Annotated in this window: 17 protein-coding genes; 6 read left to right on the forward strand and 11 right to left on the reverse strand. The window is 41.5% G+C overall.

Going from position 1 to position 19,289, the window contains the following annotated elements; genetic code table 11:
• The 3 genes from AC570H_RS11720 to ettA all read left to right on the forward strand — a co-directional run bounded on the left by AC570H_RS11720 (position 1) and on the right by ettA (position 6,271).
• Positions 1-3,213 carry a TonB-dependent receptor gene (locus AC570H_RS11720; RefSeq protein ID WP_497354980.1) on the forward strand — a complete coding sequence of 1,071 codons (3,213 nt, stop codon included), beginning with the start codon at positions 1-3 and terminating at the stop codon, positions 3,211-3,213.
• Between the two features lie 35 nt (positions 3,214-3,248).
• A complete protein-coding gene (locus AC570H_RS11725) occupies positions 3,249-4,334 on the forward strand; it encodes a hypothetical protein (protein WP_497354982.1) in 1,086 nt (361 codons plus the stop codon).
• Positions 4,335-4,591: 257 nt separating this feature from the next.
• Complete coding sequence (gene ettA / locus AC570H_RS11730; RefSeq protein WP_497354984.1) at positions 4,592-6,271, forward strand: energy-dependent translational throttle protein EttA; 1,680 nt, start codon at positions 4,592-4,594, stop codon at positions 6,269-6,271.
• Between the two features lie 81 nt (positions 6,272-6,352).
• On the opposite strand, the gene AC570H_RS11735 is transcribed toward ettA, so the two are convergent.
• Genes AC570H_RS11735 through AC570H_RS11745 form a run of 3 tightly spaced genes read right to left on the reverse strand, consistent with a single transcriptional unit; the run spans position 6,353 to position 7,679 of the window.
• Positions 6,353-6,751, reverse strand: a complete 399-nt coding sequence (locus tag AC570H_RS11735; protein ID WP_497354986.1) for a hypothetical protein — start codon at positions 6,749-6,751, stop codon at positions 6,353-6,355.
• Between the two features lie 19 nt (positions 6,752-6,770).
• A complete protein-coding gene (locus tag AC570H_RS11740) occupies positions 6,771-7,118 on the reverse strand; it encodes a hypothetical protein (RefSeq protein WP_497354988.1) in 348 nt (115 codons plus the stop codon).
• Between the two features lie 57 nt (positions 7,119-7,175).
• Positions 7,176-7,679: a GbsR/MarR family transcriptional regulator gene (locus tag AC570H_RS11745; protein WP_497354990.1), complete on the reverse strand. Its 504-nt coding sequence runs from the start codon at positions 7,677-7,679 to the stop codon at positions 7,176-7,178.
• Positions 7,680-7,888: 209 nt separating this feature from the next.
• Between AC570H_RS11745 and AC570H_RS11750 the strand changes: the two genes are divergently transcribed.
• The gene (locus tag AC570H_RS11750; RefSeq protein WP_497354992.1) at positions 7,889-8,251 is read left to right on the forward strand and encodes a response regulator; all 363 of its coding nucleotides are present in this window, start codon (positions 7,889-7,891) and stop codon (positions 8,249-8,251) included.
• Positions 8,252-8,435: 184 nt separating this feature from the next.
• Here AC570H_RS11750 and AC570H_RS11755 read toward each other — a convergent pair whose 3' ends face one another.
• Both AC570H_RS11755 and AC570H_RS11760 read right to left on the reverse strand, forming a co-directional pair.
• The gene (locus AC570H_RS11755; protein ID WP_497354994.1) at positions 8,436-8,678 is read right to left on the reverse strand and encodes a DUF1456 family protein; all 243 of its coding nucleotides are present in this window, start codon (positions 8,676-8,678) and stop codon (positions 8,436-8,438) included.
• A gap of 48 nt (positions 8,679-8,726) precedes the next feature.
• Positions 8,727-10,034 carry a DEAD/DEAH box helicase gene (locus AC570H_RS11760; protein ID WP_497354996.1) on the reverse strand — a complete coding sequence of 436 codons (1,308 nt, stop codon included), beginning with the start codon at positions 10,032-10,034 and terminating at the stop codon, positions 8,727-8,729.
• Positions 10,035-10,438: 404 nt separating this feature from the next.
• Between AC570H_RS11760 and AC570H_RS11765 the strand changes: the two genes are divergently transcribed.
• Positions 10,439-10,912, forward strand: coding sequence for a ribonuclease H-like YkuK family protein (locus AC570H_RS11765; RefSeq protein WP_330107792.1), 474 nt, complete (start codon positions 10,439-10,441; stop codon positions 10,910-10,912).
• A gap of 102 nt (positions 10,913-11,014) precedes the next feature.
• Here AC570H_RS11765 and AC570H_RS11770 read toward each other — a convergent pair whose 3' ends face one another.
• From AC570H_RS11770 to AC570H_RS11780, 3 genes are all read right to left on the reverse strand, one after another.
• The gene (locus AC570H_RS11770) at positions 11,015-11,593 is read right to left on the reverse strand and encodes a DUF4468 domain-containing protein (RefSeq protein WP_497354998.1); all 579 of its coding nucleotides are present in this window, start codon (positions 11,591-11,593) and stop codon (positions 11,015-11,017) included.
• Positions 11,594-11,671: 78 nt separating this feature from the next.
• Positions 11,672-12,721, reverse strand: a complete 1,050-nt coding sequence (locus AC570H_RS11775; RefSeq protein WP_497355000.1) for a porin — start codon at positions 12,719-12,721, stop codon at positions 11,672-11,674.
• A 121-nt stretch (positions 12,722-12,842) separates the two neighbouring features.
• Entirely contained in the window at positions 12,843-14,201 is a 1,359-nt protein-coding gene (locus tag AC570H_RS11780) for an ammonium transporter (protein ID WP_497355002.1), read from the reverse strand.
• Positions 14,202-14,488: 287 nt separating this feature from the next.
• On the opposite strand from AC570H_RS11780, the gene AC570H_RS11785 reads away from it, so the two are divergent.
• The gene (locus AC570H_RS11785) at positions 14,489-14,959 is read left to right on the forward strand and encodes an SRPBCC family protein (protein WP_497355004.1); all 471 of its coding nucleotides are present in this window, start codon (positions 14,489-14,491) and stop codon (positions 14,957-14,959) included.
• Between the two features lie 134 nt (positions 14,960-15,093).
• Here AC570H_RS11785 and AC570H_RS11790 read toward each other — a convergent pair whose 3' ends face one another.
• From AC570H_RS11790 to mnmL, 3 genes are read right to left on the reverse strand one after another with little or no spacing between them, the layout of a single operon-like run.
• Positions 15,094-15,663 (reverse strand): hypothetical protein, encoded by a 570-nt coding sequence (locus AC570H_RS11790; protein ID WP_497355006.1) that lies wholly within the window; start codon positions 15,661-15,663, stop codon positions 15,094-15,096.
• A gap of 12 nt (positions 15,664-15,675) precedes the next feature.
• On the reverse strand, positions 15,676-17,931 hold the full coding sequence (locus tag AC570H_RS11795; RefSeq protein ID WP_497355008.1) for a family 20 glycosylhydrolase: 2,256 nt from the start codon (positions 17,929-17,931) through the stop codon (positions 15,676-15,678).
• Positions 17,932-17,963: 32 nt separating this feature from the next.
• Complete coding sequence (gene mnmL / locus AC570H_RS11800) at positions 17,964-18,911, reverse strand: tRNA modification radical SAM protein MnmL/YtqA (protein WP_497355010.1); 948 nt, start codon at positions 18,909-18,911, stop codon at positions 17,964-17,966.
• Positions 18,912-19,289 lie beyond the last annotated feature (378 nt).

The following is a 19,289-nucleotide window of genomic DNA, read 5'->3' on the forward strand; positions in this document are numbered from 1 at the left end:
ATGTCCAGGCTGGCCTTTCTCATCACCGTAATCACATTAACCTGTACAGGTGTGATTTTGGCTGCTGGCGCTAAATCACAAGACCTTAAAAGGGTTAGGGTTACTGTTGACAATAAAGAAACGATACTCCGAGAAATCCTGGATGACCTCGAAAAAAAATCCAATTTCAGCTTTGTCTACTCTCCGGAGATCGGGAACATCTCCAACATCAGGTTATCTGGCAAAAGCAATACCTTATATACTGTATTGGAGGAAATCGCAAAGCAGAAAAGATTGGTGTTTAATCAGGAAAACTACCTGATTGCCGTTCTCAAAGCCCCTGAGCAACCCATCTCTAAAAAACCGGGCCATATTACCGGCAAAATATTGGATGACAAAGGTCAACCACTTCCCGGTGCTTCTGTACGGGTAATCGAAACCGGAAGCGTGGCACAATCTGATGTTAATGGCAACTATACCTTGAGCCTTCAGCCGGGAACTTTTACGCTGGAGTTTAGCTACCTCTCCTACCAAACGCAGCGAGTTACCAGTGTAGTGGTTGCCGAAGATAAAAGCACTTCCCTGAGTGTTTCGCTAAAAGCAGATTCAAAGTCGCTGAAACAGGTAGTAGTCATATCCGATTACAAAAAAGCGTCGACCGCAGGCTTGCTCAGCAAACAAAAAAATGCTTCGGAAATCAGCAATGGCATCAGCGCCGAACAAATTTCACGTACTCCAGACAAAAACATTGGAGAAAGTTTAAAGCGAATCAGCGGCGTAAGTACCATTGATAATAAATTCGTGATTGTTAGAGGAATTGGAGAACGTTACAATTCGGCGATGCTCGATGGCGTTGTTTTGCCCAGTACAGAAGCACAAACCAGGAATTTTTCTTTTGACCTTATTCCCTCAAACATGGTAGATAATGTAGTGGTAAGCAAAAGCGCCACTCCAGATATGAACGCCAGCTTTGGAGGAGGATTGGTTCAAATCAATACAAAAGATGTTCCGAACGAAAATTTCATGAGCTTTACCGCTGGGGCTTCTTATAATGACCAAAGTACCGGAAAAGATTTCCTAAGCCATAAACAAGGGAAATATGATTTTCTGGGTTTTGACGACGGCAACAGAAAATTTCCAACGGGGCTGGAGCATACCGATCGCGGTACACTTCCCAATACCACCTTATCAAATGAAGCATACCAAAAGAAAGTAGACGATCAGAGCAAGCGCTTTACGCATGATAATTTTACCCTTTACAAAAACAAAACCGCTCCTTCTCAAAATTATCAGTTTGTAATTGGCCGAATACTCTCGTTAGATACTACAAAAGGAAACAAATTTGGCTTTACGGGATCGGTTAGCTTCCGCAATACGCAGGGCATCAATGAATTTGAGCAACAGCGAAGAAGCGATTGGAACTACAATTCGAATAACCAGGGAGCTACTTACAGTTACAACGCCACTATTGGTGCGCTCCTAAACATTGGGTTGCAATTAGGCAAAAACCGCTTCAGCATGCGCAATACTTATACGCACATGTACGACAATTCATTGGTTAGGACTATTGGCTATGACAATTCTACCGGAACCGACGACATGGTGAATGGCGTACCGCCCAACCGCATACAGGAATATGATGACCCAACCTTTATTACTCTTTTACAAAACAAACTGAACGGGCAACACCAGCTTGGGAAGGCAAAAATCGAGTGGAACATTGCAAAAACATCCATCGACAGAAAAGAGAAAGACCTGGCCATTGCCACAAGCGGTCCAAGACTAATTGGCGGAGAATACAAGTATTTCTATTACACCTCTCAAGAAACCGAAGTAAGGGTTGAGCCTACTTCCCGTCATAATTACCACAACAGCGAAGGCCATTATTCATGGAGCTTGGATGCAAGTTACCCCTTTACCATCGGCAACCTTCGAAATACAGTAAAAGGAGGTTATTTCGGCACGAGCCGAAAGGCAACATTCGATTGGCAGATTGCTTCATTAGTTACCAGTAGAAATATAGACCCTCGTTTATTTTATTTGCCAATAAGCGAAATGATCAGTCCAGAAAATCTGGGTGCACATGGATACAATTATTCGATAAGCTCTCTTTTTTTAGATGGCTACGAAGGCAAAAGCAAAAGCCATGCTGCTTATGTCATGCTCGACAATAAGCTATTGGAAAAATTGCGTTTGGTATGGGGCGTAAGGGCCGAATACTATAAATACACCGAAATTAAAAACGGCATGAACACTAAGGGGGCAAGTGAATTTAAGCTGCCACAAGAGAAGGCTTGGAAATGGTTGCCTTCGGCCAACCTTACGTATAGTCCAACCAATACCATCAATATTAGAACTGCACTTTCTAGCAGTGTTGTCCGCCCCGAACTGATGGACAATAGTCAGTTCTTCAAGTACAACCCAAATTTGGGTGCCTTATTTGGCAATCAAGGTCTTTCAAGCACTAAAATAGACAGCTACGATTTCAAAACCGAGTGGTTTCCGGGGCTTGGCGAATTGATCTCTGCCGCTGTCTTTTACAAAAAATTTGACAGGCCAACCGAACTGAGTTTTATTATGGTAAACGGAAACATCAATTATTACCTAAGAAATGCCAGCAGGGCCAAAGTCTATGGTTTTGAGTTTGAGCTTCGGAAAAACTTTGGCTTTATTGCCAATAACAAAATACTGGAGAACCTCACCGCATTTGGCAACCTTACCTTGCAACGTTCAAGCGTAGTGGCAACCTATCGGGTAAAAAATCCAGATCCAAAAAAATCTAATGATATTGATGTGGAGGTTAAGCAAAGCAGATCGATGTATGGCCAATCGCCTTACCTCATCAATGCGGGCCTGCAATATACTGGCTCTCGCTTGGGCATGAACCTGAGCTACAATAAATCTGGCTATAAAACCTATCTCGTTAGCTCTCTCCTTAACCAGATCGAATATGAGATGCCACGTGCACAGATTGATGTGCAACTGAGCTATAAATTCAACAGAAACAGATTGGAGCTCAAATTCAATGCCGGGAACTTGCTCAACAAGGCATCGACCTTCTTCGTTAACACTGGAAGTTATGAGGCCGATCCCAACGGTGTGATAAACGGCGATCCAACAGACGACATCCGTTTGAAGGAAGGCTTTACCAATAAATATGAGGATGGAGACCAGATCAGGTACAAACAACGATTTGGCCGTACTTATAGCACCTCATTAACCTATAAATTTTAAAAGATTGAACAGCAGAAGAATTAAAAATAACAATTATGAAAGCAAAATTTATATCTAAAGCAATCATGGCCTTTTTGCTATTGTCGCTTTCTCTTGGCTGCAGCAAGCAAGAACTTGCCAATCCAGATCCTGGAAAAATTATTGAACTGAGCATTACGGGCGCCACTACCGCAGACTTAGAGTTTATCTACAATGATAAAGTTGTGGCCAGTACCCAAAATCCCGGGCAAATTGTAATCAAAGCGCTTTTGTCTGTGGCTGGAGAAGATACTGAGATCCAGATCAGAAAAAAGGGAACTACCGAAATCCTGCAGCGCAAAAAACTGTCGCCTGCACCCTATAACCAGGAGTTTAGCCTGTATTATGACGGCAATAAATTTTACGATAGCTCTACAGCCATCACGATGAAGGGCTATGTTCTTTCGGGCGAACTTGAATTTGTGCTTGATGGAGCAGTAATCTATTCGGGAACCGGGGTGATTAACAATTCGGGCAGTCCGACAGTGATCCCTATCGATAAGGGAACCACAAGAGAAATTATCATTCGTCAAAAAGGCGGAACTACCGTGTTGGCTACAAAAGTTGTTACTTCAGACCCAAAACAATCGATCAATTTCTTTTTCGATGGAACCAATTTGGTGAATAATGTAAAGCTCGACCCCCCAGCCAATCCCGCCAATATGCTTATCAATGCAAAGTTTGAGACTATATTTACTGCCTATTTCAAAAATGTAGATGTAGACCTCGTATTCTATATCAAAAACACAACGACCGGCATCAGTACCAAAACCAGTCCCGAAATCAGGTTTACCATACCTATGGGCCAGTTCGCTAAACTAGAACTTCCACCCCTGCCTGGCCCTTCTCCTCAATATGTGTACACTTTTGATATTTTTGAAAAAGGCACCAACACTGTTCCTTATACTTCCACGGTTGCGCCATTTATTTCGGCAGTACTTCCGTTTAAGCAGAATGAAGGTCAAAATGGCAGCCCAATTGAATTCGAAGCTGGAAAATCTATGATGATCTTGATTAAAGACAACAAGACCTCCAAAACAACGGTTCCAAGAGCGACCTTTCTTACTGGAGCAATTACCGATCTATCGCAGTATTTTCAATAGTTAACATCTCATAATGATGAACTGGGCAGGCCTTTGCTAAAGCGCCTGCCTTTTTCAATACACTTTTGTTAGTTTCAAGTAGCGAGTATCGTTGATTGGTTCATTAGTCAATTATAATTCCAGCTCCAACCTTAGTGCTTTAACCACCCCGCCCTTCGTGCACCCCTCAAGAGGGAATGGAATATCGCAAGCCCTCTTCCATCTACCATTTTACATCTTCCATCATTTTACCCATCTTTGCACAAATGTTATAAATTATGTCAGACGAAAAAATAATCTTTTCGATGGCGGGGGTAAGCAAGATCTATCCGCCACAAAAACAGGTTCTCAAAAATATCTATCTTTCTTTCTTTTACGGAGCCAAAATCGGCGTGATCGGTTTAAATGGCTCTGGTAAATCATCTTTGTTAAAGATCATTGCCGGTCTAGATAAATCTTTCCAAGGCGAAGTGGTATTTTCTCCCGGTTATACGGTTGGCTATTTGGCACAAGAGCCAGAGCTTGATCCTGAAAAAACCGTACGCGAAGTAGTGGAAGAAGGTGTGTCGGAAATTACTGCCATCTTAAAGGAATACGAGGATATCAACGAGAAATTCGGCTTAGAAGAATATTATTCTGATGCCGACAAAATGGATAAGCTCATGCAGCGCCAAGGCGAACTGCAAGACAAAATCGATGCGGTTAACGCTTGGGAGCTTGACAATAAATTAGAAAGAGCTATGGATGCACTTCGTTGTCCTGATCCTGAAACCAAAATCGGAGTGCTATCTGGAGGCGAGCGCCGCCGTGTGGCCATGTGCCGCCTGTTGTTGCAAGAGCCAGATGTATTATTGCTAGATGAGCCAACCAACCACTTGGATGCCGAAAGTATCGATTGGCTAGAGCAATTCTTGCAAAACTATAAAGGAACCGTAATTGCAGTTACCCACGATAGGTATTTCTTAGATAATGTAGCTGGCTGGATTTTAGAGCTCGACCGTGGCGAAGGTATTCCATGGAAAGGCAATTACTCTTCATGGCTCGATCAAAAAGCCAAGCGCCTGTCGCAAGAAGAAAAAACCGAGAGCAAGCGTCAAAAAACATTGGAACGCGAGTTGGAATGGGTACGTATGGCACCGAAGGCACGTCATGCCAAATCAAAGGCACGTTTGGCCAACTATGATAAATTGGCATCGGAAGACGGAAGGGAACGCGAAGAAAAATTGGAGCTTTTCATTCCTGCCGGACCTCGTTTGGGTAATGTAGTGATCGAAGCGACTGATGTGACCAAGGCTTACGGCGATAAAATCTTATTCGAAAACCTGAGCTTCTCCCTTCCTCCAGCGGGTATTGTAGGTATTATCGGACCAAACGGTGCGGGTAAAACCACTTTGTTCAGGTTAATTACCGGACAGGAACAACCTGACGCCGGTACTTTTAGGGTAGGCGAAACCGTTGCCTTAGGTTATGTAGACCAAATGCACAACGACCTTGATGCCAACAAAACCGTTTACGAAAACATCACCGATGGCTTAGACAATATCCAACTCGGCAACAAGGCAGTTAACGGCCGTGCCTATGTATCGAAATTCAACTTTAACGGTGCAGATCAGCAAAAGAAAGTAGGTATTTTATCAGGTGGAGAAAGAAACCGTGTACACTTGGCCATTACGCTCAAAAAAGGCGCAAACGTATTGCTACTGGATGAGCCGACCAACGATATCGACGTAAACACTTTACGTTCGCTAGAAGAAGCTTTGGAGAATTTTGGTGGCTGCGCAGTAGTGATCAGTCACGATAGATGGTTTTTAGACCGTATCTGTACGCATATTTTAGCTTTCGAAGGAAACTCAGAAGTTTACTTCTTCGAAGGCAACTATTCAGATTACGAAGAAAATCGCAAGAAACGCTTGGGCGATGTAACCCCTCACCGCATCAAGTATAAAAAACTAGGGTAGCATTCCTAGCCCTCGTTGGTGAAGAACACCAACAATAGAATTGTTCAAATAAAAAGGCTCCTGTTTTAGGAGCCTTTTTATTTAGGCTACAAATTTTGGCGGTATTGGCCCTGGCTTAGGCATGCTGTTTTCTTTCGCTTTCCTTTTTCCCCTGAAAAAGAAATAGAGGTTAATAAAAAGCATGACACCTAAGTAAATAGAGAAAGTCCCTATTTTATAACTCAGGGCCTCCACCAAAGATTGGTAGTCGTTTTTGTAGAGCGTAATTTGTAGTATCATTAAGGCAAATCCCAAATTGAGCAGGTAAAATCCGGTTTCGAAGAGCTTGTTGGTGGCAAGGGCAATCTCTTCCCTGCCCTTAAATATATCGAGCATGTAAACCTTGCTGTTTTTAAAGAGCGTTCTTGATACATAAAAGGTCAAGAAGAGCGCTACTGGAACATAAATTGCATAACCGATCAGAATTTTTGTCGTTTCCATAATATTGAGTGTTGAATTGTTAGCGGATTAATTTTTGAACTTGGGTAGTTAATAAAAGGATGTTGAGGTAGTGCAGCACCGAAATGATCCCTATAATAATGGCCATTTTAACAGCAATTACTTCCACCAATTTAGACATGGCCGTAATTTGCTCCCAGTTAACCAAGGTAAGGGCGCAATAACCAATGTTAACCAGATAATAGCCAATCAATAACAGCTTGTTGATCTGTTGGCAAAGTGCCAAATGCCCCGGTAAGAGCTCGGCCACAAACAGGTTGCCGTTCCTATAGCAGCTCCTCCCTACGAAAACAATGATGAGCACAATTAGTGAGATGAAGATGGCGTAACCAAGCAGATTGTAATTCATGTTTTTTTAATTATTAAAATTTCAGAAAATATTGAAAATTATATTTAAAAAATTTTCTTACCTCAAAAGTTTGATCATCAGTTTACCAAGCCAATTGTCTTTATAGGTGGTTACCTTGTCGATCATCTCATCGGCCTTGCCTACAAACTCATACAGCTTTTTGGTCTGTTCTACAAAATGTCTTTCCGCAGCCGTTTCTTTGGCGTCGATTGAGGAAACTTCTTTGAGCATTTTTAAAGCAGGCTTGATCTCCCTTTTGCTTCTTTCTTTGGCAATTTTGGTAGCCAGCTCATCTAAATCCTTCTCTGCTATAAAAAACTCCCTTCTTTCTCCGGGCTTATTGTCTTTGTATACAATGCCCCAATCCATTAAGGCCCTTAGGTTCATGCTGGCATTGCCTCTCGAAATCTGCAGTTCTTGCATAATGTCTTCCATAGAAATAGCTTCGTTAGAAACCATTAGCAAGGCATGGATCTGCGCCATCGTTTTATTAATGCCCCATTGCGAGCCCAATGCGCCCCATGTTTGCAGAAATTTATTTTTAGCGGCTTCGAATTCCATAACCAAATGTAGAATTAATTTTCAAACTTTCAAAAATAATTGAAATATATTTTTAAGTTATAATTAATTTCCTATCTAGGATTGCATTACACTAGTTTAATAGCCAAAATTTGCCCCTTCTGCACATCTATATCAAACTTTAAGAAACTTGCGCAGATTTTTGTTGTTATAACATTTAACAAAGCTGTACAATATTTTATATTTGACCTATGAAAAAAATCCTAGTTGTTGATGATGATGACGATGTGTTAGACACAATTACAGTGATCTTAGAAATTGGTGGGTATGATGTAGAGCCCTTAAATGATGCGGAAATTGTTTTCGAGCGCATTGCCGAATTCGAGCCCGACCTTATTTTGCTAGATATTGTTTTGGGCAAAATCGATGGCAGGGTAATCTGCGGACAGCTCAAATCGCACGAAGATACCAGTAGCATTCCTATTTTAATGATGTCAGGACTATACGATGCGCAAGAGGTAGAGGACATGGAATGTGCTCCAGACGGTTTCATGCCAAAGCCATTCAAAATGGATGTTTTATTAGATAAGATCGAAAAGTTGGTTAACCGTTAATGCTGGTTGATAGTTAAATTGAACTCACCAAATAAACAATTACCGCTATAAAGAACAAAGCGAAGCGAAGAATCTATTAAACAAATTGCTTTCTAACAGCTCATCTGGTGCGGAATGACGATTAATAGTTTTCAGTTGATACAGCATAAGCCAATCAACCTAATGAACTAATGACACCAATGAACTATGAATTATCACTAGTAGTTGCTTCTCGTGGACCACGTTTGTAAATGACCAAACCGTTTAGGAAGTTCCTTAAAATCTGATCGCCACACTTTTTAAAATTGGGATGGTCGTCTTTTCTAAAGATATCTCCCAATTCGCTCTTGGTAACCACAAAACCAACCAACTTGCAAATTTCTATAATCTGGTCGCTATTTAAGGATAAGGCTACCCTTAGCTTTTTCATGATATCGTTATTACTCATATTCTTTTGTTGTTTGGTGATCAGTAAAGTTGGCCTAAAAATTACTGCTTAAAAGGCCGCTTCTATCTTAACTTTTTTGTTTTTGATTTTCTCATTAGCCAATTTTTTCAGCACTTGGCTTGTTAAGGTTCTTTTAATGGCAACATAAGCCGCCTGATCTTTCACTTCGATCAGTCCTACATCTTCTTTTTGCAGGCCGGCCTTTTTGAGCAACAAGCCTACAATATCTACTTTGTTTACTTTATCCTTTTTGCCGGCGCTAATATACAAAGTTTGCCAGGCACTATCTTGCGGCAAGGCATAAGGTCCTTTTAAATTTAACGTTTCTATTCCTTCTGTTAAAAAGGGATATTTCTCTTCAGGCGACACAATCAGATAGGCTGTTCCTTTTGCATTCATCCTGGCAGTACGCCCATTGCGGTGCACAAATGCATCTTCGGTATGGGGCAATTGGTAATGTATAATGTGTTCTACTGCCGGAATATCCAACCCGCGAGCAGCCAAATCTGTTGTAATTAAAATCAGGTTGCTCCCGTTTCTAAACTTGAGCAAGGAACGCTCTCTTTCATCCTGTTCCATGCCTCCGTGAAAAACATCGTGGATGAGGTCTTTTTCGATCAGTAAATCGCTAATTCGGTCTACCGTTTCGCGATGATTGCAAAAAATCAGCATGGCCTCGTTTCCAATGCTACAAATCAATTCGAAGAGCGTATCTAACTTGTCCTCTGCCTTGCTGTTGATCTTCTTTAAGGTAAGGGCTGGTGCAATGGCATCATCTTTTAAAAAATTGAGGGTAATTGGCTCCTTCAATCCTGTAAAAGCGGGGATTTCTTCCATATCCGTAGCCGAGGTCAAAATACGTTGTTCCAACGAACGCAAAGCCCCAACGATATAGCCCATATCGGCCTGAAAGCCAAATTCTAGTGCCTTATCAAATTCATCAAGCACTAAAGTCGTTATGGTTGATTCATCAAAATTTTGTGCATCTAGATGAAAGGCAATGCGACCGGGTGTGCCGATCAAAATAGCAGGTGCCTCTTTCAAGCTGTTGAGCTCGGTCTTTACTTCATGCCCACCATAGCAACAAGTAATTTTAAAGCCGGTGGCCATTTGCTTAAAAACCAATTCGATTTGCAAAGCCAATTCTCTTGAAGGCACCAAAATCAAGCATTGGATGCCTTTAGCTTCTTTTTTGAGCCTATTTAAAACCGGCAATAAAAAAGCGAGAGTCTTACCCGATCCTGTAGGTGCCAGAATAACCACATCCTTGCCTTTTTTACTGGCTGTAATGGCTTCTTGCTGAATTTGGTTAAGCGCCGTAATTTTAAGGCTATCGAGTATCGACTGTGAAATCATGGGCCAAAGGTAGTTATTTAGATGTAAAAGGTAAGATGGATAATGGAAGAGGGGAAAGAGTTCTTAGTTCAGAGCTAGAAGTCTGGAGTCAGAGGTCCGGAGTCCATAGTCCGGAGTCCATAGTCCGAAAGTCGGAAGATATTTAGCTTTAGCCATAAATCTTCCATTTTATCCATCTTATATTCTATTTTTAGCTCCTTTGGTCTCTTGCCTTTCTAGCGTCTGCCTTCACTCCCTCCACTCTTTTTACATTTCTCATCTTACATCTTCCCTAAAAACCTTATCTTGTTGATAACCAATTAAATGTTAGCAAATAAACAACATCCCGTTAACTGCAATTTCACATTAAGGGCTTAAATTTAGGAAACCTGATTACGGGTTGTTAACCTTAACACCATTAACGTATGAGCTGGAAAAAATTTAGTGGCGAAGTGATCCATTCGTCTATCTTAGAAGAAGTTGAACAAGCGATTATCAGAGAAACCGGAAACGGCTTCAAATTAAAGGTGTGCATCGGCACAGATTCTCAAGTTAAGGGTGCTATTACCGATTTTGCCACTGTAATTGTATTGCTTAGGGAGCACCATGGCGGTTTCATGTACATTAGCCAAGAGAAAACCACCCAAAAAATGGGCATCAAGGAAAGAATGTTGGTCGAAGTACAGAAGTCTATCGAAACTGCTTATTCCGTTTGCGATTTGCTAGACGTTTACGATGTAGATTTGGAAGTACATGCAGACATCAATACCAATCCGATGTTTAAATCTAACAAGGCATTGAACGAGGCGATGGGCTATATCTTAAGCATGGGCTTTATTTTTAAGGCTAAACCCGAAGCTTTTGCCAGCTCTACCTGCGCCGATAAGATGGTACATTAATAGTTGGGAGTTCAGAGTTGAAAGTTATGGCTTAGAGGTTCATAGTTTTGGCTTTTAACCTTTTACTTTAAACTCCCTATAACTTTAAACTTTCCACTTCTTTTACCAAGATTTACCCACCACTTTTTTTTCTGGTGCAGGAACTGTTACCGGCTTTTCACTGGCCATGTGCTGTTTCAGCTTTGTTGCAAAATTTTGGGCATATTTAGCGGTTTGCGATTGGTATTCCTTCCATTGCCCCGCATTTAATTTTCCAGGATCGCTTTCTAAAGGCGTACTTTTATTCGTAGTGGCTACAAAATTTCCATATCGGTCTCTTTGATAAGGAATAAATCCAAAATCGGTAAGCCAAAAACGATACTTTCCTTCTTTTACCTCTGCATTAAAATTATACAAGATTTCTCCCGAGGGATGAGACATGACCAACAACGTTTTATTGATTACCAATTTTCCGCCAGCTAAAACCGTACTGTCTGCCTGTGTAGTTTTCACCTTTAAATCCTTTTGTTTTTTCAGATAGGAATTGAGCTTGGCTTTGAGCGAATCCTTAGCTGCCCCCTTTAATTCCACCACTTCATAATAAATGAGCTTGCCGTTTTCGTCAACCGACAAATTATCGCTTTGCGCCAATGCTGCACTTGCAACAAAGAAAAAAAGGGCCATCAATTGTATAATCTTCATCTGTTTATCATTTACTTTTTCTGGTAAGGGTTGCAAAAAACGCCGGACATATTGCCCGGCGTTTGGTTTAGGAGTTGATTAAAAAGTATATACAGCGGCCAAAGAGAATTGCGAAGCAGTTTTAGATGCCGTTAAGCCATTCCTCTTTAAAAAGCCTTGTGAAAAATCTTTATCGCTATCTAAGCGTACCTCAGGAATAAAGGTAAGTCCGCCAGATTTGATATTGCCAGACAAGGTAAACGAAGCCACGGCTGCATCTGGCGCACCTGCGACGCCTTTATAGTTAAAATACTCGCCCCTGATGCCCAATGCCACTGCTTTTGTAAAAGCATATTGCGGATATAAAGCCACGCCAGAATAACCGCCATTGTCGCCAGAGATGGTATAATCGGCTGCATTTAAGCCCAACTTAAACTTATCTGTAATCTGATAGGCTGTGGTCAAATCGAGGATCGTACCTGTACCCGGAGCACCAGCCGAATGGCCAGAAAGCACGTTCAAATAAGCGGTCCAGCCTTCGATTGGGGTTACTGTTAACTGAGCACCAATATGAGATACACCATTAAAATCCTGGTAAACATTCCAATCGTTAAACAAGCCAGCCATTAAACTGATCTTGTCTGAAAAAGTATAGCTGGCCTTGATACCGGCATTTTGAAACGGACCGGAACCGAACAGGTAAGAAGTTGAATAGTTAAAGTTCGCAGAAGGAGAAATTACCTCATAACCTACAAAAGTGCCCATATAGCCAGCCGTCATGGTAAATTTGTCGGTAAAAGCATAACTCACATATAAATTCTGAATGTTGAAGCTGTTGGTATTTTCATCGTAGGCACCAGCTGCATTCGGGATGGACTGTGATTGTCCGCGTGGACCGAAAGAAAGCTCTCCAACAAAAGAGGCTTTTCCGGTGGATTTTTTTAAGGCAAGATCTATCATTCCCAGAGAAATGGAATTCTGCTCGTTGGCAAAATAGGTATTGATGTTGCTTGCTTTATTCAGGTCATACTTGTAATAGGTATCTACCGATCCAGAGATCTGTAGGGGCGAGCCCGTTGTTTCCTGGGCATAAGCAGCAGCGGTAAATCCTAAGGCAGTGAAAGTAGAGAGTAGAGTTTTAATTTTCATAATTTCTAGTTTGTGAGGTTTATTTATTAGTCCATTAGCTGAAAAATTAAAAGGCAATACCCGAGCTATCCACAAATAATGTGGTTCAATTTTGTAGATAGCCCGAAATTATTTGGTTTGCCTAAATGTTTGGAACTTCTTTTCCTGCCACGATCAACGTGCCTTGCGTATATTTCTCATCATGCTGAGAAGCATCCAAGCCTTCTTCTTCTTCTGCCTCGGTTACACGGATCGGCTGAATAAGGTTAATCAGTTTGAAGATGACAAATGACACTACAAAGCTGAATACAATCACGATCAACGCGCCTTTTAACTGTATGAAGAAGAAATCTACATTGCCATACAACAAGCCATCGGCACCAGCACTGTTTACAGTTTTGGTAGCGAAAACGCCTGTTAGCAACATCCCTACGATACCACCCACACCATGACAAGGAAATACATCTAAAGTATCATCCAAGCTGGTTTTCTGTTTCCATGAAACCACAAGGTTTGAGACAACCGCAGCAACTACACCGATAAAAATACTTGATGGAATGCTTACAAAGCCTGCACCCGGGGTAATGGCAACCAAACCTACTACGGCACCGATACAGAAACCTAAAACCGAAGGCTTTTTGCCCCTGGCCACATCGAAGAACATCCAAGATAAACCTGCCGCACCTGCAGCCGTGTTGGTGGTTAAAAAGGCCGAAACTGCCAAGGCATTTGCACTTAAGGCAGAACCCGCGTTAAAACCGAACCAGCCGAACCATAACAAACCTGTACCTATTAATACATAAGGGATATTTGCTGGCGGAACCTCTTTGTGCTCCAAGTGCGATTTTCTTCTTTTTAAGACCAAGGCTCCTGCCAAAGCTGCCATACCCGCAGAAATATGCACTACGGTACCTCCAGCAAAATCGAGCACGCCCATTTTTAACAAGAAACCACTTGGCGACCAAGTCATGTGCGCCAATGGCGAATACACAAAAAGTGCAAACAATACGATGAACAAAATATATGAAGTAAAACGGATACGCTCTGCAACTGCACCTACTACTAATCCAGGAGTGATAATAGCAAACATGAGTTGGAAAACCGCAAATAAAGAAAGCGGAATAGTTCCCCATGCAGGCCCAGAGTTTACGCCTTGAAAAAACAAGAATGTTTTGGGATTCCCTATAAAGCCACCAATGCTATCGCCGAAAGCAAGACTGAAACCTACTACCACCCAAAGTACGGTAATTACCCCAGCAGCAACAACGCTTTTGATCATGGTTGATAGCACATTTTTGCGATGTACCATACCACCATAGAAAAAGGCCAAGCCTGGCGTCATTAAAAATACAAGCGCCGCAGCTACCAATATAAATGCAATATCTGCCGCACTATATTTTCCTTCATCAAAATTGGGAAGCAAGGGAACAAAAAGAGATAAAACTGCAATTAAGATTAAAATTGCAAATGGAGCCCACTGTTTAAATAGAACTTTTGCCATGAATTTTCAAGTTTAGTGTTTGATTTTTTTAATAATTATCTAAAATTAGTAATAAATTTTCACTTTTTTAGCTAAAAAGAAAGCAAATAATCAAAATTAACTAAATAAATTACTACAAAACACAATTTAAAACATAAAAAACATCAAATAATTTATATAAAAATCATTTTTTACGATTAAATTTTAAAAATCAATCAATTTTAAACTTAAAATCACCAATATTTTTAAGTTTTTCATAAAAATCACCAAAACAAGCATCAAAAATTTAATAGTATCTTTGCTTTATCATGAAACCTTATCAATTAATTTTCAAACAACAGTTCCCAATTCCACTTGCCACTGCCTGGGATTTCTTTTCATCGCCACTCAATTTGGCGCAGATTACCCCAAGCGACATGGCTTTTATCGTAACTTCTGAACTAGATCCTAACGAGAAAATGTATCCGGGAATGATTATTACTTATAAGGTATCGCCGATGCTGGGCATCAAACTGAATTGGATGACAGAAATTACCCAAGTTGTACCTGAAAAGTATTTTATAGACGAACAGCGTTTCGGGCCTTTCAGGTTCTGGCACCACCAGCACCACTTTAAAGCCATTTCTAATGGGGTTGAAATGACAGATATTTTAACTTATGGCCTTCCGATGGGAGTTTTTGGACAAATGGCGCATGGCCTCTTTGTAAAGAAGAAACTACAAGAGATTTTTGATTTTAGAAGAGAGAAAACAATCGAACTCTTTGGCGAGATGCCCTAAGCATTTAACGGATCTGTCTCGACCAGCGCATTTGCTAGTCGGGAAATACTTTCCCGACTGAGCTAACTCCGGATTTGCAATCCGGCTAACAAAACTAGTGAGCCACGGATTACAACCTATTACCACCATTTACATTATTCAAGCAAACGATTACGTCTTGCCCTAAACCCTATCCTTAAGCTATAGCCAACACCGCAAAGCAATCCAACCACCCCGCCTATATAGCTAAAGTTATGCATGCTCCCCACCATAATGAAATTTTTGTGGTTCGCTAATTGTTCAGGAATAAACCATCCCTTCGCCTTGAAGATTTCGACGGGAAGGTTCGACAAATAAAAATATCCATAGGCAAGACCTAAAAGTCCAATAATAAAAGCGACAAGCATCGTAATTCCAAATGCCCGAACAGTTATTTTCAACATTTGATTCCATTTGCTGTGAATAAATCCAACTAAGCCGAGGATTACGCCAATGGGAATACCCATCCACCAAGTTGCCAGAAAACCTACCACAGCCACCTGCATCCTTACAGTTTCCGCATCTACCTTTTGGCCTTCTTCGAGCAATTCAAATTGAATGAATTTAAAATTGGTATAATATTCTGGAGAAATCGTATAAGTTAGCTGATCATGCAATACGCCATACAAGCCCGCAATAACCATAGAAAAGATCAACAGAAAATTAAAAGTGAGCGCTTTCTTCATCTACTAATTATATCAATGAAACAATAGCGCTGGATTGATCTCTTCCAATTTGCCGCTTGGCGTTTTACACTGTAGCTTTAGCGTATAGCCTCCACCACCTTCAATAAACAGGAGCTCCAAGGGGTGATAGCCTTTTTCTAAAGCAATTTGAGCAGACTTTTCAACGGAAGAATGCATGCCATCGTTATCTACCAATATTTTATTCGCGATTTTTAATACACTGCCATCATCAGAGCGTAGCGCAAAGGAATAAATACCTGTTTCTGGTGCATAAAAATAGCCAACGTGGCGCGTAGCAAAACTAGGCGCAGTTTGATCAACAGGGATCTCAACGGATTTGGTCACCTTTTCTGCCGCCAGGTCTTTTTCGTTGATATCTTTTGTGGTCTTGTAAAACAGTGGGTAATAATAAAAACGCAGTCCTTTTTGGAGGTTGTTCAGTTTTTCTGGCTTTAAATAGCTTTGCTTTTCATAATCAACCGTATACACATCTCCACGATTTCCGCTTTTGCTAAAACCAGCGATTTTAAATTGGGTAGAATTCTTCACCCAAAGCTTTGCCGGCAATATCTTCGAAAATTTGCTTGGCGCTGTACCATCTGTAGTATAATGAACTGCCATATCGGCAAAAGGCTTTTTCACAAACAGGTAGGCACTATCAACAAATACGCTCTTTTCGATAAAACCAGAAATATCAGGCATCCTGTAATTGATGTTCATCGCATCCATTAGGCGGGTATGGGCCTTCAAGCGACCATCAAAATTTGTCCAATCGCCGTTAGCCGTGCCCCAGCCTACTTCTGCCAAAGCCAGCATCCTCGGAAAAATCATGTATTCCAGTCTTTTCTCCGTAGGAATATACTCTGTCCAGACATTGGCCTGAACGCCGATTACGTTTTCCTGCTCTTTGGAATTGAGCCCATAGGCCAAAGGATCAAATCCATACAAGGCTTTTACGGTTTCATCGTCTTGCTTGTAATCGAAATAGCAAAAGCCCGAAGGCGTCATGATCAATCGGTTTCCTTTGGCTGCCGCAATTTTGGGTGCATCTTTAACCCAAGAACGCCAATACATCACTGTAGCGGTTGGAGATACTCCTCCGTCTAGAATCTCATCCCAGCCAATCAGTTTTTTGCCTTTGCTATTGAAAAACTTCTCCATTCTGCGCACAAAATAGCTCTGTAGCTCATCCACGCTTTTTAGTCCTTCTCTTTTCATCAGTTCTTCGCATGCCGGCAAATGCTTCCAGCTTTCTTTTTCTACCTCATCGGCACCCAAATGGATATATTGGCTCGGAAACAAGGCCGCTATTTCTGAGAATACATTTTCTGCAAATTCGAAAGTGGTTTCTTTACACGGACAAAGGGGTTCGGTAAAGTTTTTGCCAAAACCACTTTTGCCTTGCGAGGTAAGCCAAGGCATAAGCTGGGTAGCCGCCATCATGTGTCCGGGCATATCAATTTCTGGAATGATTTCTATCCCCTTATTTGAAGCGTAGGCAATGAGTGCCCGCATTTCTTCCTGCGTATAGAAACCGCCATACATTCTTTTGCCTTCAATGATTTTGAAATGTTTTTCGGGCAATGCAAAATCTGGGTTTGATTTGGCCAGTTCCAAACAAGAGGAGTCCTGGTTATTTAAGGTTCTCCAAGCTCCCTTAGCGGTTAGCTCAGGGTATTTTTTGATTTCAATACGCCAGCCCTGGTCGTCGGTAAGGTGTAAATGAAATTTATTGAATTTATAATAGGCCATTCGATCGATCATTTTGCGTAGGTAGGCTAAATCGAAGAAGTGTCGTGAAACATCGAGGTGCATTCCACGCCAGACAAAGCGGGGCTGATCTTCTACCACAGCGCAAGGCACCTTCAAAATTTTATCGCTGGTACGCAATGCCTGTTCGCCAAGCAATTGTTTCAAGCTGGAAATGGCCCAAAAAGCTCCTGGCAAACCAGCTACCTTTATTTCTATTCGATTAGGACTAATTGACAATTTATAGCCTTCTGTTGCTGTAATCGAAGCATCCTTGCTAATGACAATTGAATTGGCCTGTGCACCTTTTATTTTTACAGTGTTGGAAATGGCCTTTAATTCGTTAAGCGCAGGCGCAAATTCCGCATTTGCTGATGTAATCTTTGTCGAACTGCTCCACAGGAAACTTCCGGGAACACTGCTCATTTTTAAAGGCTTGGGAATAATAGCGTAGGGAACTTGTTGCGCACTGGCCAGTTTAACGCATAGCAGTAGCGCGATAAAAAATTTTATCTTCATTTTAAATAGGTTAAGATGTTTTTAGTTGTAGCTTATGCGCTGAATTTCGAACCTTGCACCACTCCCCTACGCTCGATTTCCTTATCCATGTAGGTTTGAATGGCAGATTTGTTCAGGCCCCAGTTTGGTGCAATCAACAAGTCCCAGTCCGAAATACCAAAAAGACGCTGTATCACTACATCAGGTCTTAATAAAGGTATGAATTCGCACAACAAATCGGTGTATTCTTCTAAAGAAAAAAGCTTAAAAGGATCGCGTTTGTACTTTACGCCCATGATAGAGCCTTCTACAATATGCAGGTGGTGAAATTTGATGAACTTGATCTGCGGGAAACGGTTGATCTCATCGATATAGCCTTTCATCATTTCGCGGGTTTCCCAAGGGAAGCCAAAAATGGTATGCACGCAAAGGTTGAGCTTGCTGTTTTGAACCAGGCTGATCGCATCAACGAACTCTTGGTGGCTGCAGCCCCTGTTGATCTGGTTTAATGTTTCATCGTAAATGGATTCCATGCCCATTTCTAAATCTACATCATATCTATCGGTATAGCTTTCGAGCAGCTTGATTTTCTCGGCATCAATACAATCTGGTCTGGTGCCTACGGCAAAGCCAACTACGTCTGTGGTATTTACCGACAGTGCCTCGTCGTACATCATTTTAAGGTAATGCGTTGGCGCATAGGTATTGGTATTGGGCTGAAAATAGATGATTACTTTATCTGCGCGATAAAAATTCTTTGCTCTTTCTATCCCCTGCTCTACCTGCTCTCTAATGGTGGGCAGTTTTCTGGAAAGCTCTGGAGTAAAGGAATCAACATTGCAATAGGTACAGCCGCCAAAGCCTTTGCTGCCGTCGCGGTTGGGACAGGTAAAACCCCCATCAACGATTACTTTGAATACACGTTGTCCCTCGTACTTTTCCTTGAGGTGAGTACCGTAATTGTTATAGCTTTTGAATCCTAAATCTAATGCTGTTCCCATTGGACTGCAAAGGTACGGAATAGTTTTGAGTGTGGCGTAGTGCGGATTGAGTATTGGGTATTGCGTATTGCGTATGGAGTAGAGCGTATTGCGTATTGCGTAGTACGTAATGCGTATGGAGTAGTGAATGTGGGCTTGAGCATATTGAAGCGCAATTTTCTTGCAACAGATCAAAGGCAGTCCGGCTTTCCGCTATATCTTTTTTGCCACGAACGACAAAAAAGGATGCCGTACCAATCCGGGCTATTTGACTTGGGCTAGCGCAAAGAACATAGTAGCAGATCCGTTCTCTCCTAAACCTGATAGGATGGAAAGCCCGGAGCCAAGGCACGAGGCGAGGACTTGGAAGGATAGCAGGTGCTAACGTTAAAGAGCTGA

The sequence above is a fragment of the Pedobacter sp. B4419 genome (genome assembly GCF_059693725.1).

Coding starts and splice junctions, on each gene's coding strand:
- AC570H_RS11750 (WP_497354992.1), top strand. CDS start 7,889: ATGAAAAAAATCCTAGTTGTTGATGATGATGACGATGTGTTAGACACA.
- AC570H_RS11725 (WP_497354982.1), top strand. CDS start 3,249: ATGAAAGCAAAATTTATATCTAAAGCAATCATGGCCTTTTTGCTATTG.
- AC570H_RS11790 (WP_497355006.1), bottom strand. CDS start 15,663: ATGAAGAAAGCGCTCACTTTTAATTTTCTGTTGATCTTTTCTATGGTT.
- AC570H_RS11785 (WP_497355004.1), top strand. CDS start 14,489: ATGAAACCTTATCAATTAATTTTCAAACAACAGTTCCCAATTCCACTT.
- AC570H_RS11765 (WP_330107792.1), top strand. CDS start 10,439: ATGAGCTGGAAAAAATTTAGTGGCGAAGTGATCCATTCGTCTATCTTA.
- AC570H_RS11740 (WP_497354988.1), bottom strand. CDS start 7,118: ATGAATTACAATCTGCTTGGTTACGCCATCTTCATCTCACTAATTGTG.
- AC570H_RS11795 (WP_497355008.1), bottom strand. CDS start 17,931: ATGAAGATAAAATTTTTTATCGCGCTACTGCTATGCGTTAAACTGGCC.
- ettA (WP_497354984.1), top strand. CDS start 4,592: ATGTCAGACGAAAAAATAATCTTTTCGATGGCGGGGGTAAGCAAGATC.
- AC570H_RS11775 (WP_497355000.1), bottom strand. CDS start 12,721: ATGAAAATTAAAACTCTACTCTCTACTTTCACTGCCTTAGGATTTACC.
- AC570H_RS11755 (WP_497354994.1), bottom strand. CDS start 8,678: ATGAGTAATAACGATATCATGAAAAAGCTAAGGGTAGCCTTATCCTTA.
- AC570H_RS11780 (WP_497355002.1), bottom strand. CDS start 14,201: ATGGCAAAAGTTCTATTTAAACAGTGGGCTCCATTTGCAATTTTAATC.
- AC570H_RS11745 (WP_497354990.1), bottom strand. CDS start 7,679: ATGGAATTCGAAGCCGCTAAAAATAAATTTCTGCAAACATGGGGCGCA.
- mnmL (WP_497355010.1), bottom strand. CDS start 18,911: ATGGGAACAGCATTAGATTTAGGATTCAAAAGCTATAACAATTACGGT.
- AC570H_RS11770 (WP_497354998.1), bottom strand. CDS start 11,593: ATGAAGATTATACAATTGATGGCCCTTTTTTTCTTTGTTGCAAGTGCA.
- AC570H_RS11735 (WP_497354986.1), bottom strand. CDS start 6,751: ATGGAAACGACAAAAATTCTGATCGGTTATGCAATTTATGTTCCAGTA.
- AC570H_RS11760 (WP_497354996.1), bottom strand. CDS start 10,034: ATGATTTCACAGTCGATACTCGATAGCCTTAAAATTACGGCGCTTAAC.
- AC570H_RS11720 (WP_497354980.1), top strand. CDS start 1: ATGTCCAGGCTGGCCTTTCTCATCACCGTAATCACATTAACCTGTACA.